We start from the raw sequence: 22,758 nt of genomic DNA, 5'->3' as shown, positions 1-22,758 counted from the left end.
CCCCCTCACCCGGACAAGCCCTGCCGCCCGGAACCATTTGCCCGAGGTCCGAGCCGTGACTGTCTATCTGCCGATCGCAGAACTGTCGGTGAATATTTTCATCATTCTCGGCATGGGCGCGGCCGTCGGTTTTCTTTCCGGCATGTTCGGCGTGGGCGGCGGCTTTCTGATTACCCCGCTTCTGATTTTCTACAATATTCCGCCTGTGGTGGCCGTGGCGACGGGGGCAAACCAGGTGGTCGCCTCCTCCGTGTCTGGCTCGATCACGCATTTCCGGCGCGGCACGCTCGACGTCAAGCTCGGCAGCGTGCTGCTTGTGGGCGGTCTGGTGGGGGCGACGGTCGGTGTGTGGATATTCTCCTTCCTGCGCAGCATCGGCCAGCTCGATCTCATCGTCTCGCTGCTCTACGTCATCCTGCTCGGCACCGTCGGCGGGCTGATGCTGAAGGAAAGCATTTCGGCGCTCCGCCGCGCCGCCCGCAACGAAACCGTGACGCTGCGCCGGCCGGGCCACCACAACTGGGTGCACCGCCTGCCGCTGAAAATGCGGTTCAAGAAATCGAAGATCTATCTCAGCATCATTCCCATCGTCACGCTGGGTTTCGGCATCGGCATCCTCACCTCGATCATGGGTGTGGGCGGCGGCTTCATCATGGTGCCGGCCATGATCTATCTCTTACGCATCCCCACCAGCGTGGTTGTCGGCACCTCGCTGTTCCAGATCATTTTCGTGACCGCCTATACGACCGTCGTTCAGGCGGCGACCAACTATTCCGTCGACGTGGTGCTGGCCTTCATCCTGATGGTGGCGGGCGTCATCGGCGCGCAATATGGCGTGCGCGTCGGCCAGAAACTGCGCGGCGAACAGTTGCGCGCCCTGCTGGCGCTTCTCGTTCTCGCTGTTGCGCTTCGCCTTGCCGTATCGCTGGTGGTGCGCCCGGAAGACCTGTTTTCGGTGGCCGTCGGGGGGTTAGGTTATTGACCCGCCATTTGCTGCTTGCCGCCCTTGCGCTGGCCTCCTGTCTCACCCTCGGGCAGACCGCTTCGGCCCAGACGCCGCCGCTCGCCCTGCCGCCCGGCCCGCAGCAGCGATCCCTGCTGGAAAATATCGAAATCGGCGCATCGACGACCGAAATTCCCATTGCTTCCGATTTTCGCGGCGCGGATTTCACGCTTTTCGGCGCGCTGAACAATACCGACCAGTTGCTGCTCGCCATCGGGCAATACGACATTGTCGTGACGCTTGAGGGTCCGAGCGACTATATGACCGTGCGCAAGAAGGAACGCGTTGCAGGCATCTGGATCAATACCAGCGCCATCACCTTCACGCCGCTGCCGGAATCCTATTCCATGGCCAGCACGCGCAATATCAGCGATGTCGCCTCGCCCGGAACGCTCCGCGCCATGGGGCTTGGCGTCGACCATCTGTCACTGAAAAGCGCGGTCTTTTCCGGCGTGCCCGACAATGTCTTCGATTTTCAGGAAGCCTATCGGCGTCTGAAGCTTTCGAGCGGCATCTATCGCAACGACACGACCGGGGTGCGGCTGGAACGCACCGGCCTGTTCTGGGCGACTTTGCGCCTGCCGGCCAACGTGCCGAACGGTGTGCACACCGCCCGCGCCTATCTCTTCAAGAGCGGCAAATTCATCGCCCAGCGCGAACTGAAACTGCGCGTCGTCAAAACCGGCATGGAACAGGCGATCACCGACGCCGCGCATCAGACGCCGCTTGCCTATGGCGCGCTCTGCGTTCTGCTTGCCGTCGTGACCGGCTGGGGCGCCAGCATCATCTTCCGCAAGGACTGATCGGTTTTCATCCCGCAAAAGAGAGCGTCTGCCGCCCCTGTCGGCAAAGATAGCATTCGCTTCCGCCATCGGTTTGCAGTAAAATTCAAGGCGTTACAACCGTACATGCAGCTCAGGGCGGCATGTGCGGTTGTGACCGGGATGAAAAGGAGAAATGTCATGTTCAAGCACATTCTCATTCCCACCGATGGCTCGCCGCTGGCGCAGATCGCAATCGACCAAGGGTTCGCTCTCGCCAAGGAGGCAGGCGCAAAGGTGACCGTCGTGACGGTATCGGAACCCTTTCACGTGATTGCCAGCGATGTCGAGGACATTGCCGCCATTGCCGAAGAAGAATTCCACCGCTGCGAGGAAGCGGAACATCTGCTGAGAGATACGCAGGCGCAGGCCACTTCCATGGGGCTGGATTGCGAAGCGCTGCTGGCGCGGGCGGGAAGGCCCGACGAGGCGATCATCGAAGCCGCCAACAGGAGCGGCTGCGACCTCATCGCCATGGCCTCGCACCGGCGCAGGAGCTTCGTGGAAATGCTGCTCGGCAGCGTCACGGCCAAGGTGCTGAAGAATTCGAAGATACCGGTGCTGGTCTACCGGCAATAGGGCATTTCCAGTAAAGTTGCGTAGCGGTTTTACGTCTGGAAAATACGCTCAGCCGAGAAGATTTGAAAACCGCACCGAATAGATGCGGTCCCTCCCCATCAGATGTGCGACGAGAGCGGCATGATCGAACAGGCCGCGCATGGCCTTGTGCCGCAAATCCAGTCCACCGCTCATCACCCCGAAAGCCGGCATCAACAGACGCGAACCGTCGGTGGCAAAACAGGGCCGCCGCACCGTCTTTTCACGGCGGCGGACCGTGGCGGAGGGATGCAGGTGCCCGGCGATTTCGCCGGCGGCATCGCCCGGTTTCGGCTCGTGGCGGAAGACGAGAGTGCCGTAAAACATCTCGTCCACCGAAGAGCCCGGCAGATCGACCGTGCCGTCGGGATCGTGATTGCCGTTGATCCATATCCATTCGCGGCCACGGGCCATGTCGCGAATGAGTTCGCGCAGCGGCAGCGGCAGGTGCTCGGAACCGACCCGGTCGTGGAAATTATCGCCGAGGCTGACCACGATCTTCGGATCGTAACGGCTGACGAGGGAGGAGAGGATTTTAAGCGTGGCGATGGTGTCGTAAGGCGGCAGCATGCGTCCGCGCCTTGCAAAAGCCGCGCCCTTTTCCAGATGCAGGTCGGAGACGACGAGCAGCGACAGGTCCGGCAGGTAAAGTCCGCCCAAAGGATCGCACCAGGCGGCGACGCCATTGATGGCAGTTTCGCTGCCGAGGCATTCGAAGCCATTGGAAAACCTGTCGCTCAATGTCAGCCGGCTCAGCACTTTTGCCTTTGTTCCTTCATTCCGCCCAGATGTTTCAGGACATGGCCTCGGCGATCAGCTCGTCGGCGGCCTCGGCCAGCACATCGTCCATCGCCTCGCCCGCCACCGTCTCGCGGCCAATTTCCAGCATGACCGGAACGGCAAGCGGCGAGACATGTTCCAGCGCGCGGTGGGTGGTGTGACCCTTGATTCGCTTCAGCATATCGCCAAGACGGCCAATGTCCAAAAGTCCCGCTGCGGCATCGCGCCGCGTCGCTTCCAGCAGGATATGATCCGGCTCATGGCTGCGAAGAACGTCATAAATAAGATCGGCGGAAACCGTGACCTGCCGGCCGGTCTTTTCCTTGCCGGGATGGCGGCGTTCGATCAGGCCGGAAATGACGGCGCAGTTGCGGAAGGTGCGCTTGAGCATGAAGGATTCGTCGAGCCACGCTTCCAGATCGTCGCCCAGCATGTCCTCATCGAGAAGGTCGGCCAGCGACAGGCGGCGGGATTTCAGCCGCATGCCGATATCCTCCATGGCCCAGATGGCGAGTGAATAATCGGTGGCGACGAAACCCATGGGTTTTGCGCCCGCCCGTTCCAGCCGCCGCGTCAGCAGCATGCCGAGCGTCTGGTGCGTCAAGCGTCCCTCGAAGGGATACATGACCATGAAGAAGCGCTTGCGGAAGGGAAAGGTCTCCACCAGCAGCTCGTCGCGCTTGGGAATGATCGACTTTTCCTTCTGGATCGCCAGCCAGTCGCGTACCTGATCCGGCAACGCATGCCAGCGGGTCGGGTCTGCCAGCATCGAGCGCACTTGATCCGCGAGATAGGTGGAGAGCGGAAACTTGCCGCCGGCATAGGAGGGAATTTTCGGGTCCATCGAGAAGGCCTGGGAGACCAGGCATTCATTCTCCCTGATACCCTCGAAGCGCAGCACCTTGCCTGCAAAGAGGAAGGTGTCCCCCTGCACCAGCTGCTCGAGGAAATATTCCTCAACCTTGCCGAGCGACATACCGCCGCGTCCGACCGTGCCCTTGGCATTGCGCTTGACCATGCGGACATTGAGTTCCGCCGCCTCGACGATGGTGCCGAGATTCAGGCGATATTGCTGCGCGACCGCCGGATTGGAGACGCGCCAGCGACCGTCCTTCATCTGGCGGATGCGGGCGTAACGCTCATAGGTGCGCAGCGCATAACCACCGGTGGCGGTGAAATCCACCACCCGGTCGAAGGTGGCGCGCGGCAGGTCGGCATAGGGCGAGGCGCTGGTTACTTCGCGATAAAGATCATCCGCATCGAAGGGCTCGGCGCAGGCCATGCCAAGTATGTGCTGGGCGAGAACATCGAGCGCGCCCTCGGCAATCGGCGGCGTATCCTGCGCGCCGATATAGTTCGCATCAAGGGCTGCCCGGCACTCCATCACCTCGAAACGGTTGGCGGGAACGAGGATCGCCTTCGACGGCTCGTCCATGCGGTGATTGGCGCGGCCGATGCGCTGGGCAAGGCGGCTTGCCCCCTTCGGCGCGCCGACATGCACGACGAGATCGACATCGCCCCAGTCTATGCCGAGATCGAGCGTGGAGGTGGCGACGACGGCGCGCAATTTGTTTTCCGCCATGGCCGCTTCCACCCTGCGGCGCTGGCCGGCATCCAGCGAACCGTGATGCAGTGCAATCGGCAGATTGTCGTCATTGATGGTCCAGAGCTCCTGGAAGATCAGCTCCGCCTGCGAGCGGGTGTTGACGAAGATCAGAGTCGTCTGGTGGTCTTTCAGCGCGGCATATAGATCCTTCATGGCGTAACGCGCCGAATGGCCGGACCATGGGATGCGCTCCTCCGTGCTCAGGATGGAGATATTCGGCTTTGCCCCACCTTCGACGGTGATGAGGCCGGCGGGCGGCTCATCCTGCCCCTGCGGCGCGAGATAACGGCGCAAATCCATCGGCTCCGCAACCGTGGCCGAGAGGCCGATGAAGCGCACATCGGGTGCGTGCCGGCGCACCCTCGCGAGCGCCAGCGCCAGCAGATGGCCGCGTTTGGAGGTGACGAGCGAATGCAGCTCGTCGAGCACCACATATTTCAGGTCACGGAAAAAGCGCTCGGCCTCCTTGTTGGCGAGCAGCAGCGAGACCTGCTCCGGCGTCGTCAACAGAATATCCGGCGGCTTCACCTTCTGGCGCTGGCGTTTGCCCTGCGGCGTATCGCCGGTGCGGGTCTCGACGGAAATCGGCAGGCCCATTTCGGAGACGGGTCTGGTGAGGTTGCGTTCGATATCCACCGCCAACGCCTTGAGCGGCGAGATATAGAGCGTGTGCACGCCGACGAAGCCGGAGCCCGGCAGCACCTTGCCGCGCTCTGCCAGATCGGTGAGAGAAGCCATGAAGCCGCCCAGCGTCTTGCCGGCGCCCGTGGGCGCGATCAGCAGCATGTTCTGGCCGCCGCGTGCGCGCGCCATCAGCTCCATTTGATGCGCGCGCGGAGACCACCCCTTTTCGGCAAACCATTTCTGGAATGGAAGGGGTAAAGCGCCGACATGGGTGCCGGAAATGGGAGACTCGGTGTGTTTCACATCTTCAAGGTAGTGAAAAACCTGCAAAAAAGAAGGGCGGAACGGGGCCGCTTGACAGAAAGCATAATCACGGATAAATTTTATCCATGATATTGAAACGAACCGCACAGGGACAAGTCGGATGAAACTCGGCGACGGCGTGGAACAGGCCATTCACAGCGTGGGCATGCTGGCGGGACTTTCCGAAGGCGGCGTGCTGTCGGCGGCGGCGCTGGCGGAATTTCACGGCGTTTCCACGAGCTATCTGCTGAAGCATCTCCAGTCGCTGTCCAATGCCGGGATTGTCGCCACCGTGCCGGGGCCGAAGGGCGGTTACCGTCTTGCTAGGGCGACCGACAGGATCACGCTGCTCGATATCGTGCTAGCCGTCGAAGGGCCGCAGCCTGCCTTCCGCTGCGCGGAAATCCGCCAGCGTGGGCCGAACCCCTTGCCGGGGCGTTATTTCACCAAGCCCTGCGGCATCAATGCCGCAATGCTGAAAGCGGAAAAGGCCTACCGGGCGGAACTCGCCAAGACCACCATCGCCGACATTCTGGGCGATCTTGCCGCCAATGACGATGGCGGGATTGCCGCGCGTGGCTGCGCGTTTCTGGAGCTGAACGAGCGCAAAACAGCAACGCGCTGAGACCCGAAAAGACAGGATCACCGAAATACCGGAAGCCTCACAGCTTTCCGGACCGATGACGCATGGCTTCAAACAGATCCAACCAATGGAGAGACCAATGAAAACCCGTATCAACTATGCCAAAGCATCCCCCGAAGCCTTCAAGGCCGTCATGGCTCTGGAAAATTACGTTCAGGGCAGCGGGCTGGAGCGCCGCTTCGTTCACCTCATCAAGCTGCGTGCCTCGATCATCAACGGCTGCGCTTTCTGTGTGGACATGCATGTGAAGGAAAGCCGCCATGACGGGCTTTCCGAACAATGGATCGACCTGATGAGCGTGTGGCGGGAATCCCCCGTTTATACCCAGCAGGAACGGGCGCTGCTCGGCTGGGTGGATGCGGTGACGAAGATTGCCGAAACCGGCGCCCCGGATGACGCCTTCGAAACGCTGAAGGCGCATTTTTCTGATGAGGATATCGTGAAGATCACCGTCGCCATCGGCGCGATCAACACCTGGAACCGCATCGCCGTCGGTTTCCGCTCGCAGCATCCGGTCGATGCGGCTGCGAAGGCGGCCTGACTCCTTAAACCCGAAACGGGCGGCCGCTACATGGCAATGTAGCGGTCGTTCCTGTGATTGATGGCAAGCGTGAGGTTCATGACCAGCGCGCCGAGGACGGAGCAGATGATGACGAAAGGTGTGGCCACGAAAAACGAGCAGGCCAGCACCATGCCATCAAAGGCGAGCTGCACGAGGCCCGCACGCCAGCCGAAACGGTCCTGCAGATAAAGCGCCAATATGCCGAAACCGCCAAGGCTGGTGCGGTGGCGAAACAGCGCCAGCATGCCGGCCGCAACCGTCAGCCCGCCGAAAAGTGCGGCGGCAACCGGATTGATGCTCTGAAATGCGAAAAAGCCGGGCATATATTCCGACAGCAGCGCCGTCATGGCGATGGCGCAGAAGGTCTTGACCGTGAAGGCAAGCCCGAGACGACGGAAGGCGAGATAATAAAACGGCAGATTGACGAGGAAGAACACCGCGCCGAAGCTTAGATCGGTGCCGTAATGCACAAGAAATGCCAGCCCGACCGTGCCGCCCGTCAAAAGGCCGGCAGCGGAAAACAGCGTGACGCCCAGTGAAACCAGCATGCTGCCCGCGAGAACGCCCTGCGCGTCTTCCAGCAAGGAATGACGATCCGGCGCGGAGGCCCAAAGGTTCAGACGCCTGCGCGCAGTCGTATCATCCATGCCCATTCCCCTGTCTTTCGGCCCCTGCCGAGCTATTGCGCCGAAGCGCGGCGGATTTCAACCACCTTCAGTCAGCGCACGACGATATATCTGTCCGAGCGGTGATTGATGGCCAGAAACATGTTGAGCACGAAAGCGCCGACAATCGAATAAACGACGGTCGCCGGATCGATGACGAGGAAGGCGCAGAGCATCACGAAGGCATCGAAGGCGAGCTGGATGAGACCGGCGCGGATGCCGAAGCGATCCTGAATATAGATGGCGAGAATGCCGATGCCGCCGAGGCTGGCGCGGTGACGATAAAGCGCCAGCAAGCCGTAGCCCAGCAACAGGCCGCCGAGCAGCGCCGCCCAGAGCGGGTTGATACTGTCGATCACCATCCAGCGCGCTTCCACTTCCGTCAGCACCGAAACAAGGCCGATGGCGATGAAGGTCTTGAAGGAAAAGGCAAGACCGAGACGGCGGAAGGACAGGTAATAAAACGGCAGATTGACGAGGAAGAACAGGAGGCCGAAGCTGATGCCGAAAGCATAATGAAGCAGGAAGGCGACGCCGGCGGTGCCGCCGGTCAGAAGGCCGACCTTGTTCAGAAGATAAAAGCCGAGCGCCGAGACGATGGCACCGGTGACGATGCCCTGCACGTCTTCCACCGGCGCATGTTTGGCCGGATCGGAACTCCACATGCCGTAAACGCTTCTCGTTCTGCTCACGCTTTTTTCCTCAGCTTCAGGCATATTTTGCACTGCAAAAAACATCTGAGCAAGATGGATACGCAAGGAAGCCTGACCTATCGCGAAAATGGCAAGAAACGGAATGTTCAGGCTTTGGCACGGGCAAGAAAAAGAATGCCGGAAAGGGGTTTTCCGGCATCCTTGCGAATGGTGGTTTTGCGGATTTCGATGAGGGAAAAGCCCGTCCGCTCAAGAAGCTCGCTCACATAGCTCTTCGAATGGGCGTAACGAAGGGATTCCCGAAGCACGAAACCGTCTTCCTCCCCCGCATCCTCCACCGAAAAGGCAAAGAAACCGGAGGGTGCAAGCAGGGCGGAAACGAGCGGCATGACAGTTTCGAGACTGCCGAGATACATCATCACGTCGGCGGCGGCCACAAGGCCGGCGCGGTGCTGGGCGAGCGTGGGGGTGAAGAGCCCCGAGGCCTCCGGCTCCAGCGAAAGATCGGCCTGGTCGAGATGATCGTAAAGCCCCTTTTCCTCCGCTTTGGCCAGCATGTTCTGGGAAATATCGAAACCTTCCAGCCGGCTTGCGAAGGCGCGAATTTCAACGCCAAGGAGACCGGTGCCGCAGCCAATATCAACAATGGTGTCGAAGACGCCGCCTTTCGCCGCCTTGCCGATCAGTTCCGCCAGCTTTTGCGGCACGCTGTAATCCAGCTTTTCCACAAGCGAGGTTTCGAAACGGTCGGCATAATCGTCGAAGAGCCCTTCCACATAGCGGCTCGGCGGTTGCTCGGGCGTTTCGGCGGCGCCGAGAACCGCGAGTTTCAGCTCGGCTGCAAACAGTCCTTCGGTGTCCAGCTCGGCGACTTTCCCGTAAGCCACCACGGCTTTTTCCGTTTCACCCGCTTTTTCGTGATATTCCCCGAAGCGAAACCAGCCCGCTGTCCACCGCGGCGCAAGCTCCAGCGCCTGTTCCATCAGTTCGGCGGCGGCGGGAAAGTCACCGCTCTCCGCCAGCATGCGGGCATAGTCCGCCCGGCGGTCGGCAATGACGTCACCGGAAGAAAACTGGTTTGGGGCCATTCAAGATTCCTGAGAAGATGTCGGCTGTCATTTATCAAGCCATAAAAAAACTCAAGTCCTATTTCATGGCGGCCTCGTGGAATTGGCGAATTTGACGCGATATAGTGCGCCGAAACTTGCATCGAAGCGTCGTGCTTCATATGTCAGGACAAAACAGGAGACGTGCTGATGGCCGGTGAGGTCAACAAAATGCTGGGTGACACGGTGGCCCGTACCGTGGTGAAGTTGCTGGTGGTTTCATTGCTCGTCGGCTTTCTGATGGCGATCTTCGGATTGACGCCATGGAACATCATCTACGGCGCGCGCGATTTCGTGGTCGACCTGTGGCGCAGCGGTTTCCATGCGCTGGGCGCAATCGGCGACTATCTGATCCTCGGGGCTACGATCGTCATTCCCGTTTTCATCATCCTGCGCCTTCTGAGCTACCGCCGCTGACATGACCGATACTTCGCTTCAGACGCTTACCCGGCGCGGTTTCGTGCTGCTTTCCGCCGGTTCCGTTCTTTCCGCCTGCGTGTCCATGCCCACCAACAAGGGCATGCCCTCCGGCACCCGCGACGAGACGGCGGCGGCGCTTCCCATGGTCAATGATCTGCGCCGCTCCAAGGGGCTTTCGCCGCTCGCCATCAATGGGGCAGCCAGCGGTGCCGCCGCCTATCAGGCCGGCCGCATGGTCAAGGCCCAGAAGATGGCGCATCTGATCGGCCTGACCGACAGTTTCCTGATCCGCATGAAGGACGGCAATGTGCCGCTTCCGGCAGCGGAAAACGTGGCCGCCGGGCAGGACAGCGTCGAGCGGGTGGTCAAGGCCTGGATCGGCTCACAACATCACCTCGAAAACATGCTCGGGCCTTATAACGGCCTCGGCGTCGCGGTCGCTTATGATACGGCCAGCCGCAACCGGCCCTATTGGGCGATGGTGCTCTGCGCCTGAGATAAAGCGACGGGAACCACCCTCTTCCCTCATTCCTGTGCCTGTCACAGGAATCCAGCCGACGCGCGTCTGCGCGACGGAAAGACTCCTTTCAGCCCAAGGACTTGGACTGGCTGGATCCCTGTGACAAGCACAGGGATGAGGAAGGAGAGCCCCTGAGGAAGCGCTGCCGACCGTCCAAGCTCCGCTCTTAGCCGAGCTTGCGATCCGCCCAGCGGTCCACCGCGCTGTCACGCAAGTCGCAAATGGACTGTACGCCCTCGCGGGCGACCAGCTTCGACAGGCCCTTGACGATGGCCGAGGGCAGGCCGGGGCCTTCATAGACCATGCAGGAATAGAGCTGCACGAGATCGGCCCCTGCCCTCACCTTTTCCAAAGCGGTCTCTGGCGATGACACACCGCCGACGCCGATGATCGGCAGGTTGCCGCCGACGCGGCGGCGCATCTTGGCGAGAACCGTGGTGGAAAGCTCGAAGAGCGGCTTGCCAGAGAGACCGCCTGCCTCGCCCTTGTGCGGGCCGGGTCGCAGACCTTCGCGGGAAAGCGTGGTGTTCGAGACGATCAAGCCATCGAGATCATGGGCGAGCGCCTCTTCCGCAACGTCGTCCAGCCCCTCTTCGGTCAGATCGGGCGCGATCTTGAGGAAAACCGGGATGCGTTTGCCGAAACGTTCGGCTTCCACTTTCCGGCGTTCCAGCACGGCGGCGAGAAGCGCGGCAAGGCTTTCGCGCGCCTGAAGATCGCGCAGGCCGGGCGTGTTGGGCGAGGAAATATTGACGGTGAAATAGGATGCAACCGAATAAAACGCCTCGATGCCCTGCACATAATCGGCGATGCGGTCTTCGCTATCCTTGTTGGCGCCGATATTGACACCGACGATGCCACGCAGCTTTGCCTGCTTCAGGCGCTCCAGCGCGGCCGCATGGCCTTCATTGTTGAAGCCGAGGCGATTGATGACACCTTCGTCTTCGACCAGACGGAAGATACGCGGCCTGGGATTGCCGGATTGCGCCTTGGGCGTGACGGTGCCGATTTCGGTAAAGCCGAAACCGAGCCTCAGAAGCGGCCCCGGCACTTCCGCATTCTTGTCGTAACCCGCCGCCATGCCGAGCGGATTGGGGAAGACGAGGCCAGCCACGGTCTGTTGCAGATGCGGATCGTGCGGCACCATGCAGGTGGGCAGGAAGCCGCTTTTCAGCGCCGCAATGGACAGGCCATGCGCCTTTTCCGGATCGACCAGAAACAGGCCCTTGCGGCCGATAGAGGAAAATAATCCGCTCATCACAAAATCTCCGGAAACTGGTGCTGGCCGTCGTGACCGAGCGAAAGCGGCGTTTCCCAAAGCACGGCGGTCAGGGGAAGAGGCGCATAAAGATGCGGGAAAAGATCGCCGCCTCTGGAGGGTTCATAAACCAGCTTGTCGCCGAGGGCCGCGCCGTCGACCGCGATCAGAAGCAGATCGACCTGGCCGGAAAAATGCCGCGCGGCGGTCTCTGCCGCCTGTTTTGCCGTTGAAAAATGAATGAAGCCGTCGGTCAGGTCGATGGCCGCACCTTCGAAGACGCCCTTCGCCTTTGCCGCGCTCCATAACGTCTCCGGCACGATTTTATAGATGATCGCGGGCGTTTCCTGCATAGGGCTCTCCAAGGCTTTCCACTCAGCGGGATTTGCCGCAAAGCTCGAAGATTGTCCACAGTTTCCACGGCATTTTATTGCGGAGAGCCTGAAAGACCGCCTGTCCACAAGCTTTTCCTTGTAATGCGGGACCGATTGGCGCAACCTTTGGCGGAGGAGCCGGATGTGTTTCGACCACCGGCAAATGGGAGTGAGCCAGTATCAGAAAAAGAACCGCATAACGCCCTTGGGAGGGGGTCAGAATGTCGGAACTTGTCATTATCATAGCAGATGACCACCCGCTTTTTCGCGGCGCCCTGAAACAGGCCGTATCCGGCCTCGACGGGCAACAGAACATTATTGAAGCCGGGGATTTCGAGGCCGCCCGCAGTGCAGCCGCAGCGCGCAACGACGCCGATCTCATGCTTCTCGACCTCGCAATGCCGGGGGTCAGCGGATTTTCAGGCCTGATGGCGCTCCGGGCGGAATTCTCCAGCCTGCCGATCGTCATCGTTTCGGCAACGGACGATGCGACCACCGTGCGCCGCTCCATCGAACTCGGTGCTTCCGGTTTCATTTCCAAATCCTCGGGTATCGACGATATCAGGGACGGCATCCGCGCGGTTCTGGAAGGCGATGTCTGGATACCGGCCGGTCATCAGGGCGACAAGGAACAGGATCCTGACGTGGCCGATCTCATTGGCCGGCTCAGAACGCTGACGCCGCAGCAAAGCCGGGTTCTGGGCATGCTGGCCGAAGGGTTGCTGAACAAGCAGATCGCCTATGAGCTCAATGTTTCCGAAGCCACCATCAAGGCGCATGTCTCCGCGATCCTGCTGAAGCTCAAGGTCGACAGCCGCACCCAGGCGGTGATCCAGCTCGCCAAGATAAATACATCGGCCATGGTGGCGTAGAAAAGGATTTTATTCCTTTCCTTGCTTTACTCCTGACCGGATATGGTCTAGATTCCGGTCAGTAAACGACAGGAGCTTTTCCGCTATCGGCTCCACTTGCGGACTTTCTATCATGCTGTCACACGAGACGATCTGGAGCGCCATCGATACGCTTGCCGAACGCCACCAGCTAACGCCTTCGGCATTGGCGAAGCGCGCCGGCCTCGATCCCACCTCGTTCAATAAATCGAAACGTTTCGGGCCGGATGGCCGCAAACGCTGGCCTTCGACGGAATCCGTCTCCAAGGTGCTGGAGGCGACGGGGGCAAGCGTCGACCAGTTTTTCGGTTATGCTTTCGGCAGGGCGCAGACCATGCAGCCTTCCGGCGCCGACAACGCCATTCCCCTGCTCGGTTTCGCGCAGGCGGGCTCCGGCGGCTTTTTCGACGATGGCGGTTTTCCGGCGGGTCAGGGCTGGGATGTGGTGGAATTCCCCTCCTCTCCCGAGCGCAAGCAGGGCGTCTATGCACTGGAGGTGCAGGGCGAGAGCATGATGCCGCTCTACCGCGACGGCGATATCCTCATCGTGGAGCCCGGCGCGCAGGTGCGGCGCGGCGACCGCGTGGTATTGAAAAGCCGCGACGGCGAAGTAATGGCCAAGGTGCTGGCGCGGCAAAGCCCCAAAAATATCGAGCTTCTTTCGCTCAACCCGGAACATCCGAACCGCAGCTTCGACATGGCCGATGTGGAATGGATCGCCCGCATCATCTGGGCCAGCCAATAACCCGCAACTGCGTTTTCCGCGGTGTAGACCGGGCACGCGTGCCGAGAATATTCCTTTAAAGACCGAGTGCCCTTGCGGCGGCATCGACCGTCATGATCTTCGCACCGCCCGACACCGCCCTGCGGACGAGACCCTGAAATCTGTCTTCCGGACAACCGTAAAAGCTCGGCGTCTGCGAAACATCATGGGTGAAGATGATGAGCCAGCCGCCTTTTTGCAGAACATCCTCCAACCAGCCATCGGCGGCGTCGAGATAGTTTTGATCCGAACGCAACTCGACCGCGGCAAGATTATGCGGGTCGACACTGCCCCGGTTGATCCCCGGCATGATGCCGCGCGCCGTCCTGAACCGGCGTCGCAGCAGCGGCTGCATGACCGGTGAAGCCATGCCGAAGGGAACGGAGAAATTGCGCCCGTGGCGGCTTGCATCGAACGAGCCGAGCACGCGGTCATTGCGATCGAGATCCTCCTCGAGCCCCCGTCGGGAAAAGCTCGAGAGTTTGCGATGGGAAAAGGTGTGGCAGGCGAGCTCATGGCCGGCCGCCGCCAGTTCCGAGCAGCCTTTCGCGGAAATCATCTGCTGCTGTTCATCGTATTGGTCGATAAACACGCCGGCGATGTAAAACGTGCCGCAAACACCCTCGTTTTCCAGAATGCGCGCACCCGCCGTCCAGGCGCTTGCCGGCACATCGTCAAATGTGAAGGACACGATCGGTTCGGACGTTTCGATCCGCACCGCCGGTCCCGGGAAATAGCGCACCAGCCGGTTATTGATCCGGTCGGTAAAAGTCCCGATTTTTTGCGTCATACAAAGCCCCCCGGCCTGTCTGCAAATTACTGTCCCTCTTCGAGTATGTCGTAAGCCTGATGCCTCAAACAATAGATGGCGATTAGAAGAGAAGACCAGATAGGCCCGGTTCCGGTAAAGAAATTGCTCTCTAAACACGAAGAAAGTAACGCATACACCCAAATTCTCGCAAAAAGTCGGGTAAGTCCCGGATCCGTGCCCTTGTCCACCGCCGTGCGGAAATCGTTCGCGGGTATGATGACCAGCCAGATAACCGTGAGAATGAAGGCCGGCAGGCCGCCATTCAGCAGGCTTTCAATATAGCCATTATGGGCATGGAAGGCCGTTACCGCCCAGGTGCCGGCAATATCGGCCTGCGACAGGAGCCGGTCGCTCGTCCAGAATGCCTGGAACCCCTGCCCGAAGATCGGCGATTGCGCGAAAGTATCGAAGGATAGCCGCCATATGTCCGTCCGCCCGGTGAAGGTGGAATCGATGCCCAGGCCTTCGACGAAATTCTGTATACTCGGAAAATAGGTGGAGCCGACCGCGGATATGTTGATGAAGGCAAGAAGACCGCCGATCATCAACAAAGTACGGTTGGCATGCCTTTCCATGATCCAGATCAGCGCCACCGTGACGGGCAGCAGCATGGCCGCGGTTTTTCCGTTGGTCTTCCATAGGAAGAACCCCGCCAGCAGCGTGATGGCGATGCCGCCCAGCGTCGACCAGGCATTGCGCAGATAAAGCCCGATCATGAACAGAATGATCATCGCCGGCGCGGCGGCGTTCTTGTGATTGAAGATACCGCGCCAGTCACCCGCCAACGCTTTTTCATCGAGATCATAGGGTTGATGGATCGAGCGCGAGCTAAGGAAGATCACCCCCAGATAACACAGCGCCAAGAGAATGATCGCGAAGATGGCCATCATCCGGTCGAACTGCCGCCGGTCGCGCGGCATAACGACAAGGACGCTGGTTATGAAGCACAGGAGCGCCGTGAAGATCAGACGTTGCAGCGACGTGCCGGGCTGGGTTCCAACCACCGAGCATATCGCCAGCCAGAAAAACAGCAGCAGAATGGGCAGCCGCGGCTGCAGCAGAAGCCCCGTCAGCCGGTGGCGCAGCGCAAAAATGCCGAGAAACAATGCGATCACGAGGCCGGTCAGCTGGTTTGCGGCGGCGTGCGGCACGGGCGGTGCTGCGAGATTTTCGAAAGGCGCGACGGAAATCCAGATATAGAGCATGGTGGCGACGAAGAAAAACGCGTCGCGCCGGCCGCCGGCAAGGGAAATGGCGCTGCCTTGCGCAGAGACGGGCTGCGTATCAGCCAAACGCGGCATGGTCGCCTGCATCGAAAATGGGTAGTCGGATCATTGGCCTGCCTTGTGACGAACAACGAAACCCTTCTGAAACAGGGGCCATGTCCAAATAACCATAAACAGTCATTATCATCATTATTATGCAATTGCTTTAACCCTCTCTTACCTCAAGAGGGATAAGACAGGATAAACTGCCATTCATTCGGGTCGCGGACTTTTGCTTTATTGGCCGGTTGCGGCTTTTTCAGTTGGCCAGATTTTAAAAAGCAGCGCAGTCATTTTTGAATTCGCCCGGCAATGCCGGAAAACATGGAGAATGAGGTGTCGTTCAGTACGCCGCGGCTCGGCCATCTAGTCAGACTGGGATTGACCTACATGGCATCCGGCGGAGCGCTCCTCATGTCCAGCGCCGCCCAGCTCCTGACCTTTGCGCTGCTTGCCCGTCATCTCGGTGTCGAACAATTCGCGCTTTACGCCTCCATCACGGCCGTCACCAATCTTGGCGTCCAGATCTGCGGTATCGGTTCGCAGGAATCGCTGATCCGCCGTGTCGCACAGGATCGCAGCATGTTTCCCGTCATGCTCGGCCACAGCTATCTTTTGAGCGCCGCGACAGGCGTGGTGCTGACCATCATCGGCATGGTGACGATCCCGGTATTTTTCCCGACCTCGGAAACATTGCTGCACACGCTGATCACCACCTTCCTGATCCTGTTCACGAACCTCGTCCTCCTGAAAGTCATCTCGCTTTCCACGCAGAGCTTCATCGCCCATTCCGACTTCGCCTCCGCCAACAAGCTGGAAGTGATGTTTGCCGTCGCCCGCACCATTGCCGCGGTGGTCGCCTGCCTTATCTTCAAGGTGGAAACAGTGGAGGCCTGGGCGCTATGGAACCTTGCCGCCCACACCATTGCAGCCATGATCTCGGTCAAGGCGATAGCGAGACTCGGCCGCCCGGTGTTCCGTATCGTGCGTGAGGAAATCCGCATCGGCGTCCTGTTTTCCACCCAGTTCCTGTTCAAGGCCGTGCGCGGCAATGCCGATATTCTCGTTCTCGGCGCCATTGCCAGCGCCGAGGTGCTGGGCAGCTATTCCATCGCCCGGCGCATTCTCGACAGCTCCTATCTCTCCGTCGAGGCCCTCAACCGGCTGATCTATCCGGGTTCGGCTTCCGCCGCTCTGCAGGGCATCAGCAAGACCATAGAACGCGCCTATAACGTGCTGAAGGCCGCACTTTTCATCGCGACCGGCAGTGCGCTCGTCATTTTCATCATCGCGCCCTTCCTGCCGCTTTTGTTCGGCGATGAATATGTTTCGCTACCCATCATCACCCGCGTGCTTTGCTGGGCGGTTCTGCCCATGGCCGTTGCCGCCACCGCGCTCGAGGCGCTCGGCGCATCCGGACGGCAGGATATTCGCGCGAAGATCTGGAACAGTGGCAACCTCATCGGCTCCGTCGTCGTCGCCTTCTTCACCTGGTCATTCAGCATTTCGGGAACGATCGGCAGCTATTTCATGGTGGAAACCGCCATCGCCGCCGCCGTATGGATCGCGCTGCTGCGCCTGCGCCGCAATGAAGAGGTTTTCGCGCCAGCAAAATAGGAGCTGGCATAAGAACCGATCCGGTGGCCGGCTCTCCCTAATAGAGTCCATAAGGGAAATAACGCCGATAGATTTCTTCCAGCCGGCCGTTGCGGGAAAGGGCCGCCAGCGCCTGATCGAAAGCCGGAACGAGCACGTTATCGGGATCGACGGTCATGATGGAAAGGCCTTCACCGAGAAATCTGTCGGACATATAGGGACCGCCGAAGAGCGCGCAGCAGCCTTCGGAAGCGCTTCCTGAAACCCAGAAAGGCAGGCGCAGACCGTCGGCGAAGATGGCGTCCACCTTGCCTTTCTTCAGCGCGTCATACATCGGCTCGTAGCCATCGAAGCCCTCGGCCGTGGCCTTTGGAAAGAACGCCTTCAGCATCTGTTCGTGCCGCGAGCCGGCAACCACACCCACCTTCTTTCCCGAAAGCGCATCGGCACCGGAGCCGGTGAATTTCGCCGCCTTGTTCACCGCAAGACGGGCGGGCATCAGGAGATAGGGCCGCGAGAAGGTAAAACTCTTGCGCAGGTCGGCGGTGGTGGCGAGGCCGGAAATAACCGCTTCGCCCTCGCCCATTTCCAAAGCCGCCTCCAGCTCATCAAACGGCAGCGCCTGCACCTGGCATTTGCTTTCGACCTTCAGTTGCGCGCAGATTTCACGCACCAGATCGACATGGAAACCCGCAAGCCGGCCTTCCTGATCGGTAAAATTGAAGGGCGGGAAATCGACCGACATCAGAAATCTGATGCGGGGAACGGAAGAAAGATCGCCGCCCGGAAACCGCTCCTGCGCATCGAACAGCACCGGCATCCGGTTCCCGTCCGACAGGCCCTCCGCACGTACATCGCTAAAAAAAACAGTAAATTGTAAAGCGAAAGCTAAAGTAAATCCGAGAGCTATATTCCGCGTTACATTCGTCATTCTCATCTATACTATCCGCGACAGGAAGTGGGGCGTTACCATGACGGCGGTGGCGATGCATGGATTATTTTAGGCAATATACACGAGATTCGTTTTGCATGACGCCGGCGACACGAAAAATTGCATTTTCCCACGCCAGTGAAAATCCACTCCCAACCGCTTCCGAACAGGACCAGACCGGACAGGTCCGCTTTCTCTCTTCGCTGGGATTGGGCGGACCCTATATCGCGGCATTCGAACAGCGGGCTCTGGAAAATGGCTCGACTTTGGAAGACGAATTGCTGGCAAGCGGTCTCGTCACGGCGGATGCCTATTTCGGCGCTTTCGCCCGATTCCTGCGGTTGCCCTTTCTCCCGGAAATCGGCCCGGATCGCGTGACGGACTTGAATAAGCTGGACACTCAGCTCTTCGAACCAAGGTTCCTGCGGCTGACACCGCTGAGCGGCACGCCAACGCTGCTGATCGTACCGGAACTGGCGCGAATGGCGTCGCTGAAAAACATGCTGGATCAACGTCCGCGTCTTCTCGACGAATTTGCCGTGACAACCCCGCAGGCCATGCGCGGCGCAATCTGGAAAGCGGGCGAGACCCGTCGCTTGGCGGAAACCCAACAACTGCTTTTCAACACGGCGCCACACCATTCCGCCAGGATCACGCTTCACGGCGAGCAGGGTTTTTGCAGCGGCGTTCTCCTTACCCTGCTTATTCTGTCGCTGGTGTTTTATACGGAAGCAGCATTTACGTATCTGCACGTCACCCTGACGATGCTTTACCTTTTGACCCTGCTTTTCAGGCTGTTCGCACTCGTCCATGCGCCCCGGGGAAACGACGGGAAGAACGTCTTGCCTCTTCGGCAGGAAAACGAATTGCCTGTCTATACCGTTCTGGTGGCGCTTTACCGGGAAGAGGTCATCGTCGGGCAGCTCATCGGCGCATTGGAACGTCTGGACTGGCCCAAATCCCGGCTGGACATCAAGCTTGTCTGCGAAGCAGACGACGCTGCGACGATCGAGGCGATCCAACGGATAAATCCCGGCCCGCACATAGAGGTCGTCAGGGTGCCGCCCTCCCTGCCGCGCACCAAACCAAAGGCCCTCACTTACGCGCTTTCCGGCGCGCGTGGCGCATTCGTTGCGGTCTATGATGCCGAGGATCGGCCCCATCCGCAGCAATTGCGCGAAGCCTATGCCACCTTCCGCAACGAGCCGGACGAGGTGGCCTGCCTGCAGGCGCCGCTCATCATCAGCAATGCCTCTTCTTCCTGGCTCAGCGCCTGTTTCGCACTGGAATATTCCGGTCTCTTCCGCTGCATGTTACCTGCCCTTGCCGCACACGGCTTGCCGCTGCCGCTTGGCGGCACCTCCAATCATTTCCGGACCGCCGTGCTGCGGAAGGCCGGTGCCTGGGACCCCTATAATGTAACTGAGGATGCCGATCTCGGCCTCCGGCTGCATCGGCTGGGTTATCGTTGCGGCGTCATCCGGCGACAGACGCTGGAGGATGCGCCGACCTCGCTACCCGTGTGGCTGAACCAGCGAACACGCTGGTACAAGGGCTGGCTGCAAAGCTGGCTGGTGATGACCCGTGCGCCCTTTGCGACCGCGCGCGACATGGGATGGTTTGCCTATGTGGTCTTTCAACTGCTGATCGGCGGCATGCTTCTGTCGTCGCTGGCGCACCCCCTGCTCTTCGTTTCGCTCGCATTCATGACCATCGCCCTCCGGGAAAATGGCGCTGACCTGCTGCTCACCTGGCAGGGTCTTCTGTTTTTTATCGATGTGCTGAATATCGTCGGAAGCTACACGATCTTCGTGCTGATGGGCCGCAGCAGAATGATTGCCTATGAAAGAAGGCATGTCGGAAGACGGTGGCTGGCAATACCCGCATATTGGCTGATGCTGTCCATCGCGGCCTGGCGGGCCATGGTGGAACTCAACACCAAACCCTTCGCATGGAACAAGACGCCACACGCGCCTGTCGCCAAAAATACTTATGATCCGGCATCTTCGGCAGAGCCGAAAAAGTCCTGATACTTTTTTTCCGACCAGCCGCGACAGCCGCTGACGGCTTCAATCACATTGCTGCTCCAGCAGAGCCGCTTCAGGCCTTACGTTACTGCCGTCATCGATAACGGGAGCCAGTGCCTTGCCGAACGAAGCTCCTCCCTCGGCAAGGCCCGTCATTTCATCCTGAAGGTGGCCGAACCGCTCTACTTGGTAACGAGCTTGTTCTTGATCAGGCCGACGATGATCTGCACGATCAGACCACCGACACCGCCGCCAACGAGCTGGCCGGCGAGAGCGCCGATATCCACGCCGCCGGCTGCCGCATCGCCCGCCGCGCCGAGCAGCGAACCGAGCACGGTTCCGCCGCCGAGACCGCCGATGGCGCCGGCAATCAGATTGCCGAGCGAACCAAGATCGGAGTCCTTCACTATCTTTCCGCCTGCCGTGCCGCCTACCGCACCGCCGACGATCTGGGCCAATATCGAAGCAAGATCCATGTCATCCTCCTCAGTCGTTTCCTCGACCATTCGAGGAAACAAAGCCTCTTATTCATGTCTGCGCAGGTTGAACCGAACCGGCATGGCCGGCCTTCTCTTCCTCGCCGAAGATTTTCCAGATCACGGCCCCGATGGCGCCGCCGAGGATCGGAGCGAGCCAGAACAGCCAGAGCTGCTGCAGCGCCCATCCGCCAACGAACAATGCCTGTCCCGTGGAGCGGGCCGGGTTGACGGATGTGTTGGTGACCGGAATGGACATCAGATGAATAAGGGTGAGGGCAAGACCGATGGCGATCGGCGCGAAGCCGGCAGGAACCCTGCCATGCGTAGAGCCCAGAATGACGATCAGGAAAAACGCCGTCAGGATGACTTCGATCAGCAGCGCCGATACGAGAGAATATCCGCCCGGCGAATGTTCACCATAACCATTGGCGGCAAAACCGCCGATTTCAGCCCCCGCCTTGCCGGTGAGGATGACATAAAGCGCCGCAGCCGCGACGATCGCCCCCAGAACCTGCGCCACTATGTAAGGCACGAGGTTCGCCGCCGGGAACTTACCGGCAACGGTGAGGCCGACTGAAACGGCCGGATTGAAATGACCGCCCGAAATGCCGCCAACCGCATAGGCCATGGTCAGAACCGTCAGACCAAAAGCGAAGGCGACACCAAGGAAGCCAATGCCGAGTTCAGGAAAGCCGGCGGCAAAAACCGCACTGCCGCATCCTCCGAACACGAGCCAAAAGGTTCCCAGAAATTCCGAAAGAAGTTTGCGACTCATAACACTTCCCCTATGTTACGACCGCATCAACTATTACGTGCAATTTAATCGTAGTCAAGCTAAATTGCATATTCGCGTGGCTACCGACACAATGGTGGCTAAACGCGGCATAGGAAGAGTGTCAAATGTCTGGAAAATGGAGCGGATGAAGGGAACCAAAATGATAATATAAGCAACTGAAAAATTGCGTATAATTTCTCTATCTAAGTCATTCTACCGCGCAATATACCGTGAATTTGTTGGATGTTGCTGGACGAACCGGAGCTCGTTCGATCTTAGCGGCAGCCCTTAAAGCTGTTTCAAAAAGCAGGACACCGCACCCGTACTGCATAAAACTCCATGAATCAGATACGCTTTCCTCGTTCACCAAGATAGGCGGGATAGCATGATCGATATCAACGAAGTGATTGAATCAAAGGAGATGCGAGATGTAGTCACGGCTCTTGATGCGCTGAAACGGCGATGGGCTCCCCAGCACCAAGCTATCGATCACGTCCGCCCAACCGTCCTCGCCCTTGTCGGCAAATACAAAGCCAAAGAGATCTTGCAGGTGCTGCTCAACAACCGTGAGTATTACCGCGGCTACAAGGAGGTTTGGGCCGCAAGTTTCGGGGGGTGGCTCATTATGCCATGAGAGCGTCGGGTGCGAGAAGTTCTCATGATGCATGCAGCTCTTGATCACATGCATGAAGCCGAGTTGAATTTAGGCGAAGGCGAGTTGAATTAGGAGCGGGATATAACAGCCCGTTATTTCCTCACAAGCATGGGCTCTTGGTCGAAATCTATGACTGCTTGGGCGGCTATCAAGCTTTCGCCGAGAATCCGTCCTTTGAAGCGCTTTGGATAACGTTCGAGCGGGACGAAAAAGTTATAAACACCGCTATCCTCGCCTTGCGCTTTCTTCATCATGCCGTTGACCGGTTCAGCGCTCGTGGTCGGCCCTTCGTTCCAAGTGAACCGCACCGGCTTTGCCGGAGACCGTTTGGTTTAAGTTATGCGGCCAATGCTGGTGCGTCCAGCATGGCGTAGTATCGTTCCTCGGCCTCTGCAGGCGGAATGTTTCCAATGGGCTCCAGTAGACGCCGGTTGTTGAACCAATCGACCCATTCCAGCGTGGCGAACTCCACAGCTTCGAAGTTGCGCCATGGTCCTCGGCGATGGATGACCTCAGCCTTGTAAAGGCCGTTGATCGTTTCGGCGAGAGCGTTGTCGTAGCTATCGCCGACGCTTCCGACGGAAGGTTCGATACCTGCCTCTGCCAACCGTTCGGAATACTTGATCGACAC

General features: G+C 59.5%; 26 protein-coding genes. 12 read left to right on the top strand and 14 right to left on the bottom strand.

Annotated elements, in window-relative coordinates:
* Positions 1-55 precede the first annotated feature (55 nt).
* The 3 genes from F3H58_RS26350 to F3H58_RS26340 all read left to right on the top strand — a co-directional run bounded on the left by F3H58_RS26350 (position 56) and on the right by F3H58_RS26340 (position 2,403).
* Positions 56-982: a sulfite exporter TauE/SafE family protein gene (locus F3H58_RS26350; RefSeq protein WP_003522786.1), complete on the top strand. Its 927-nt coding sequence runs from the start codon at positions 56-58 to the stop codon at positions 980-982.
* Positions 979-1,806 (top strand): TIGR02186 family protein, encoded by an 828-nt coding sequence (locus tag F3H58_RS26345; protein ID WP_080817933.1) that lies wholly within the window; start codon positions 979-981, stop codon positions 1,804-1,806. Before F3H58_RS26350 ends, F3H58_RS26345 begins: the two co-directional genes overlap by 4 nt.
* A gap of 159 nt (positions 1,807-1,965) precedes the next feature.
* Positions 1,966-2,403, top strand: a complete 438-nt coding sequence (locus F3H58_RS26340) for a universal stress protein (RefSeq protein ID WP_003522788.1) — start codon at positions 1,966-1,968, stop codon at positions 2,401-2,403.
* A gap of 48 nt (positions 2,404-2,451) precedes the next feature.
* On the opposite strand, the gene pdeM is transcribed toward F3H58_RS26340, so the two are convergent.
* Positions 2,452-3,180, bottom strand: coding sequence for a ligase-associated DNA damage response endonuclease PdeM (gene pdeM, locus F3H58_RS26335; protein WP_065654494.1), 729 nt, complete (start codon positions 3,178-3,180; stop codon positions 2,452-2,454).
* Between the two features lie 34 nt (positions 3,181-3,214).
* Entirely contained in the window at positions 3,215-5,734 is a 2,520-nt protein-coding gene (locus tag F3H58_RS26330) for a ligase-associated DNA damage response DEXH box helicase (protein ID WP_149744354.1), read from the bottom strand.
* Positions 5,735-5,855: 121 nt separating this feature from the next.
* On the opposite strand from F3H58_RS26330, the gene F3H58_RS26325 reads away from it, so the two are divergent.
* Both F3H58_RS26325 and F3H58_RS26320 read left to right on the top strand, forming a co-directional pair.
* Positions 5,856-6,359 carry an RrF2 family transcriptional regulator gene (locus F3H58_RS26325; protein WP_003519926.1) on the top strand — a complete coding sequence of 168 codons (504 nt, stop codon included), beginning with the start codon at positions 5,856-5,858 and terminating at the stop codon, positions 6,357-6,359.
* 97 nt (positions 6,360-6,456) lie between these two features.
* Positions 6,457-6,918, top strand: a complete 462-nt coding sequence (locus F3H58_RS26320) for a carboxymuconolactone decarboxylase family protein (protein ID WP_149744353.1) — start codon at positions 6,457-6,459, stop codon at positions 6,916-6,918.
* A gap of 26 nt (positions 6,919-6,944) precedes the next feature.
* Here F3H58_RS26320 and F3H58_RS26315 read toward each other — a convergent pair whose 3' ends face one another.
* From F3H58_RS26315 to F3H58_RS26305, 3 genes are all read right to left on the bottom strand, one after another.
* Positions 6,945-7,586 (bottom strand): YitT family protein, encoded by a 642-nt coding sequence (locus tag F3H58_RS26315; RefSeq protein ID WP_035236609.1) that lies wholly within the window; start codon positions 7,584-7,586, stop codon positions 6,945-6,947.
* 71 nt (positions 7,587-7,657) lie between these two features.
* Entirely contained in the window at positions 7,658-8,269 is a 612-nt protein-coding gene (locus F3H58_RS26310) for a YitT family protein (protein ID WP_035236585.1), read from the bottom strand.
* 134 nt (positions 8,270-8,403) lie between these two features.
* A complete protein-coding gene (locus F3H58_RS26305; RefSeq protein ID WP_188129092.1) occupies positions 8,404-9,345 on the bottom strand; it encodes a class I SAM-dependent methyltransferase in 942 nt (313 codons plus the stop codon).
* Between the two features lie 168 nt (positions 9,346-9,513).
* Here F3H58_RS26305 and F3H58_RS26300 point away from each other — a divergent pair, with 168 nt between their 5' ends.
* Positions 9,514-9,780, top strand: coding sequence for a DUF6460 domain-containing protein (locus F3H58_RS26300; protein WP_003493739.1), 267 nt, complete (start codon positions 9,514-9,516; stop codon positions 9,778-9,780).
* A 1-nt stretch (position 9,781) separates the two neighbouring features.
* The gene (locus F3H58_RS26295; RefSeq protein WP_149744352.1) at positions 9,782-10,279 is read left to right on the top strand and encodes a CAP domain-containing protein; all 498 of its coding nucleotides are present in this window, start codon (positions 9,782-9,784) and stop codon (positions 10,277-10,279) included.
* A 190-nt stretch (positions 10,280-10,469) separates the two neighbouring features.
* Here the strand turns inward: F3H58_RS26295 and F3H58_RS26290 are convergent, their stop codons facing one another.
* Positions 10,470-11,561, bottom strand: coding sequence for a quinone-dependent dihydroorotate dehydrogenase (locus tag F3H58_RS26290; protein ID WP_149744351.1), 1,092 nt, complete (start codon positions 11,559-11,561; stop codon positions 10,470-10,472).
* Positions 11,561-11,914 carry a DUF952 domain-containing protein gene (locus tag F3H58_RS26285; protein WP_059759483.1) on the bottom strand — a complete coding sequence of 118 codons (354 nt, stop codon included), beginning with the start codon at positions 11,912-11,914 and terminating at the stop codon, positions 11,561-11,563. The genes F3H58_RS26290 and F3H58_RS26285 overlap by 1 nt, the downstream gene beginning before the upstream one ends.
* 242 nt (positions 11,915-12,156) lie before the next feature.
* Between F3H58_RS26285 and F3H58_RS26280 the strand changes: the two genes are divergently transcribed.
* Together F3H58_RS26280 and F3H58_RS26275 are read left to right on the top strand one after the other, a co-directional pair.
* A complete protein-coding gene (locus F3H58_RS26280; protein ID WP_149744350.1) occupies positions 12,157-12,807 on the top strand; it encodes a response regulator in 651 nt (216 codons plus the stop codon).
* Positions 12,808-12,919: 112 nt separating this feature from the next.
* Positions 12,920-13,570 carry a S24 family peptidase gene (locus F3H58_RS26275; protein ID WP_006313323.1) on the top strand — a complete coding sequence of 217 codons (651 nt, stop codon included), beginning with the start codon at positions 12,920-12,922 and terminating at the stop codon, positions 13,568-13,570.
* Between the two features lie 55 nt (positions 13,571-13,625).
* Here the strand turns inward: F3H58_RS26275 and F3H58_RS26270 are convergent, their stop codons facing one another.
* Together F3H58_RS26270 and uppY are read right to left on the bottom strand one after the other, a co-directional pair.
* The gene (locus tag F3H58_RS26270; protein WP_149744349.1) at positions 13,626-14,378 is read right to left on the bottom strand and encodes a polysaccharide deacetylase family protein; all 753 of its coding nucleotides are present in this window, start codon (positions 14,376-14,378) and stop codon (positions 13,626-13,628) included.
* 26 nt (positions 14,379-14,404) lie between these two features.
* Positions 14,405-15,700 (bottom strand): Wzy-type polysaccharide biosynthesis protein UppY, encoded by a 1,296-nt coding sequence (gene uppY / locus F3H58_RS26265; RefSeq protein WP_149744348.1) that lies wholly within the window; start codon positions 15,698-15,700, stop codon positions 14,405-14,407.
* 288 nt (positions 15,701-15,988) lie between these two features.
* On the opposite strand from uppY, the gene uppX reads away from it, so the two are divergent.
* Entirely contained in the window at positions 15,989-17,281 is a 1,293-nt protein-coding gene (gene uppX / locus F3H58_RS26260) for a Wzx-type polysaccharide biosynthesis protein UppX (RefSeq protein WP_188129091.1), read from the top strand.
* Positions 17,282-17,318: 37 nt separating this feature from the next.
* Here uppX and F3H58_RS26255 read toward each other — a convergent pair whose 3' ends face one another.
* Entirely contained in the window at positions 17,319-18,080 is a 762-nt protein-coding gene (locus tag F3H58_RS26255) for a transporter substrate-binding domain-containing protein (protein WP_149744347.1), read from the bottom strand.
* A gap of 170 nt (positions 18,081-18,250) precedes the next feature.
* Between F3H58_RS26255 and F3H58_RS26250 the strand changes: the two genes are divergently transcribed.
* Positions 18,251-20,221: a glycosyltransferase family 2 protein gene (locus tag F3H58_RS26250; protein ID WP_188129090.1), complete on the top strand. Its 1,971-nt coding sequence runs from the start codon at positions 18,251-18,253 to the stop codon at positions 20,219-20,221.
* 179 nt (positions 20,222-20,400) lie between these two features.
* Here the strand turns inward: F3H58_RS26250 and F3H58_RS26245 are convergent, their stop codons facing one another.
* Both F3H58_RS26245 and aqpZ read right to left on the bottom strand, forming a co-directional pair.
* Positions 20,401-20,694 carry a hypothetical protein gene (locus F3H58_RS26245; RefSeq protein WP_003519942.1) on the bottom strand — a complete coding sequence of 98 codons (294 nt, stop codon included), beginning with the start codon at positions 20,692-20,694 and terminating at the stop codon, positions 20,401-20,403.
* 52 nt (positions 20,695-20,746) lie between these two features.
* Positions 20,747-21,472 carry an aquaporin Z gene (gene aqpZ / locus F3H58_RS26240; protein WP_149744345.1) on the bottom strand — a complete coding sequence of 242 codons (726 nt, stop codon included), beginning with the start codon at positions 21,470-21,472 and terminating at the stop codon, positions 20,747-20,749.
* A gap of 385 nt (positions 21,473-21,857) precedes the next feature.
* Here aqpZ and F3H58_RS26235 point away from each other — a divergent pair, with 385 nt between their 5' ends.
* Complete coding sequence (locus tag F3H58_RS26235) at positions 21,858-22,106, top strand: hypothetical protein (protein ID WP_149744344.1); 249 nt, start codon at positions 21,858-21,860, stop codon at positions 22,104-22,106.
* 113 nt (positions 22,107-22,219) lie between these two features.
* Here F3H58_RS26235 and F3H58_RS27370 read toward each other — a convergent pair whose 3' ends face one another.
* Together F3H58_RS27370 and F3H58_RS26230 are read right to left on the bottom strand one after the other, a co-directional pair.
* Entirely contained in the window at positions 22,220-22,381 is a 162-nt protein-coding gene (locus F3H58_RS27370; protein WP_188129089.1) for a hypothetical protein, read from the bottom strand.
* Between the two features lie 83 nt (positions 22,382-22,464).
* Positions 22,465-22,758 (bottom strand): integrase core domain-containing protein (locus F3H58_RS26230; RefSeq protein WP_149744343.1); only part of this gene is annotated, 294 nt, incomplete at its 5' end.

This window comes from Rhizobium sp. NFACC06-2 (assembly GCF_900101425.1).
Taxonomy (GTDB): Bacteria; Pseudomonadota; Alphaproteobacteria; order Rhizobiales; family Rhizobiaceae; genus Agrobacterium; species Agrobacterium leguminum.
The sequence above is the reverse complement of the archived record's forward strand: the minus strand, read 5'-3'. Positions and strand labels throughout refer to the sequence as shown.

Bases quoted from the DNA above. Each gene is read 5' to 3' on its own strand.
- F3H58_RS26280 (WP_149744350.1), top strand. From the start codon at position 12,157: ATGTCGGAACTTGTCATTATCATAGCAGATGACCACCCGCTTTTTCGC.
- F3H58_RS26285 (WP_059759483.1), bottom strand. From the start codon at position 11,914: ATGCAGGAAACGCCCGCGATCATCTATAAAATCGTGCCGGAGACGTTA.
- F3H58_RS26235 (WP_149744344.1), top strand. From the start codon at position 21,858: ATGATCGATATCAACGAAGTGATTGAATCAAAGGAGATGCGAGATGTA.
- F3H58_RS26270 (WP_149744349.1), bottom strand. From the start codon at position 14,378: ATGACGCAAAAAATCGGGACTTTTACCGACCGGATCAATAACCGGCTG.
- F3H58_RS26255 (WP_149744347.1), bottom strand. From the start codon at position 18,080: ATGCCGGTGCTGTTCGATGCGCAGGAGCGGTTTCCGGGCGGCGATCTT.
- F3H58_RS27370 (WP_188129089.1), bottom strand. From the start codon at position 22,381: ATGATGAAGAAAGCGCAAGGCGAGGATAGCGGTGTTTATAACTTTTTC.
- uppY (WP_149744348.1), bottom strand. From the start codon at position 15,700: ATGCCGCGTTTGGCTGATACGCAGCCCGTCTCTGCGCAAGGCAGCGCC.
- aqpZ (WP_149744345.1), bottom strand. From the start codon at position 21,472: ATGAGTCGCAAACTTCTTTCGGAATTTCTGGGAACCTTTTGGCTCGTG.
- F3H58_RS26310 (WP_035236585.1), bottom strand. From the start codon at position 8,269: ATGTGGAGTTCCGATCCGGCCAAACATGCGCCGGTGGAAGACGTGCAG.
- F3H58_RS26340 (WP_003522788.1), top strand. From the start codon at position 1,966: ATGTTCAAGCACATTCTCATTCCCACCGATGGCTCGCCGCTGGCGCAG.
- uppX (WP_188129091.1), top strand. From the start codon at position 15,989: ATGGAGAATGAGGTGTCGTTCAGTACGCCGCGGCTCGGCCATCTAGTC.
- F3H58_RS26320 (WP_149744353.1), top strand. From the start codon at position 6,457: ATGAAAACCCGTATCAACTATGCCAAAGCATCCCCCGAAGCCTTCAAG.
- F3H58_RS26315 (WP_035236609.1), bottom strand. From the start codon at position 7,586: ATGGATGATACGACTGCGCGCAGGCGTCTGAACCTTTGGGCCTCCGCG.
- F3H58_RS26325 (WP_003519926.1), top strand. From the start codon at position 5,856: ATGAAACTCGGCGACGGCGTGGAACAGGCCATTCACAGCGTGGGCATG.
- F3H58_RS26290 (WP_149744351.1), bottom strand. From the start codon at position 11,561: ATGAGCGGATTATTTTCCTCTATCGGCCGCAAGGGCCTGTTTCTGGTC.
- F3H58_RS26300 (WP_003493739.1), top strand. From the start codon at position 9,514: ATGGCCGGTGAGGTCAACAAAATGCTGGGTGACACGGTGGCCCGTACC.
- F3H58_RS26245 (WP_003519942.1), bottom strand. From the start codon at position 20,694: ATGGATCTTGCTTCGATATTGGCCCAGATCGTCGGCGGTGCGGTAGGC.
- F3H58_RS26250 (WP_188129090.1), top strand. From the start codon at position 18,251: ATGGATTATTTTAGGCAATATACACGAGATTCGTTTTGCATGACGCCG.
- F3H58_RS26305 (WP_188129092.1), bottom strand. From the start codon at position 9,345: ATGGCCCCAAACCAGTTTTCTTCCGGTGACGTCATTGCCGACCGCCGG.
- F3H58_RS26275 (WP_006313323.1), top strand. From the start codon at position 12,920: ATGCTGTCACACGAGACGATCTGGAGCGCCATCGATACGCTTGCCGAA.
- F3H58_RS26295 (WP_149744352.1), top strand. From the start codon at position 9,782: ATGACCGATACTTCGCTTCAGACGCTTACCCGGCGCGGTTTCGTGCTG.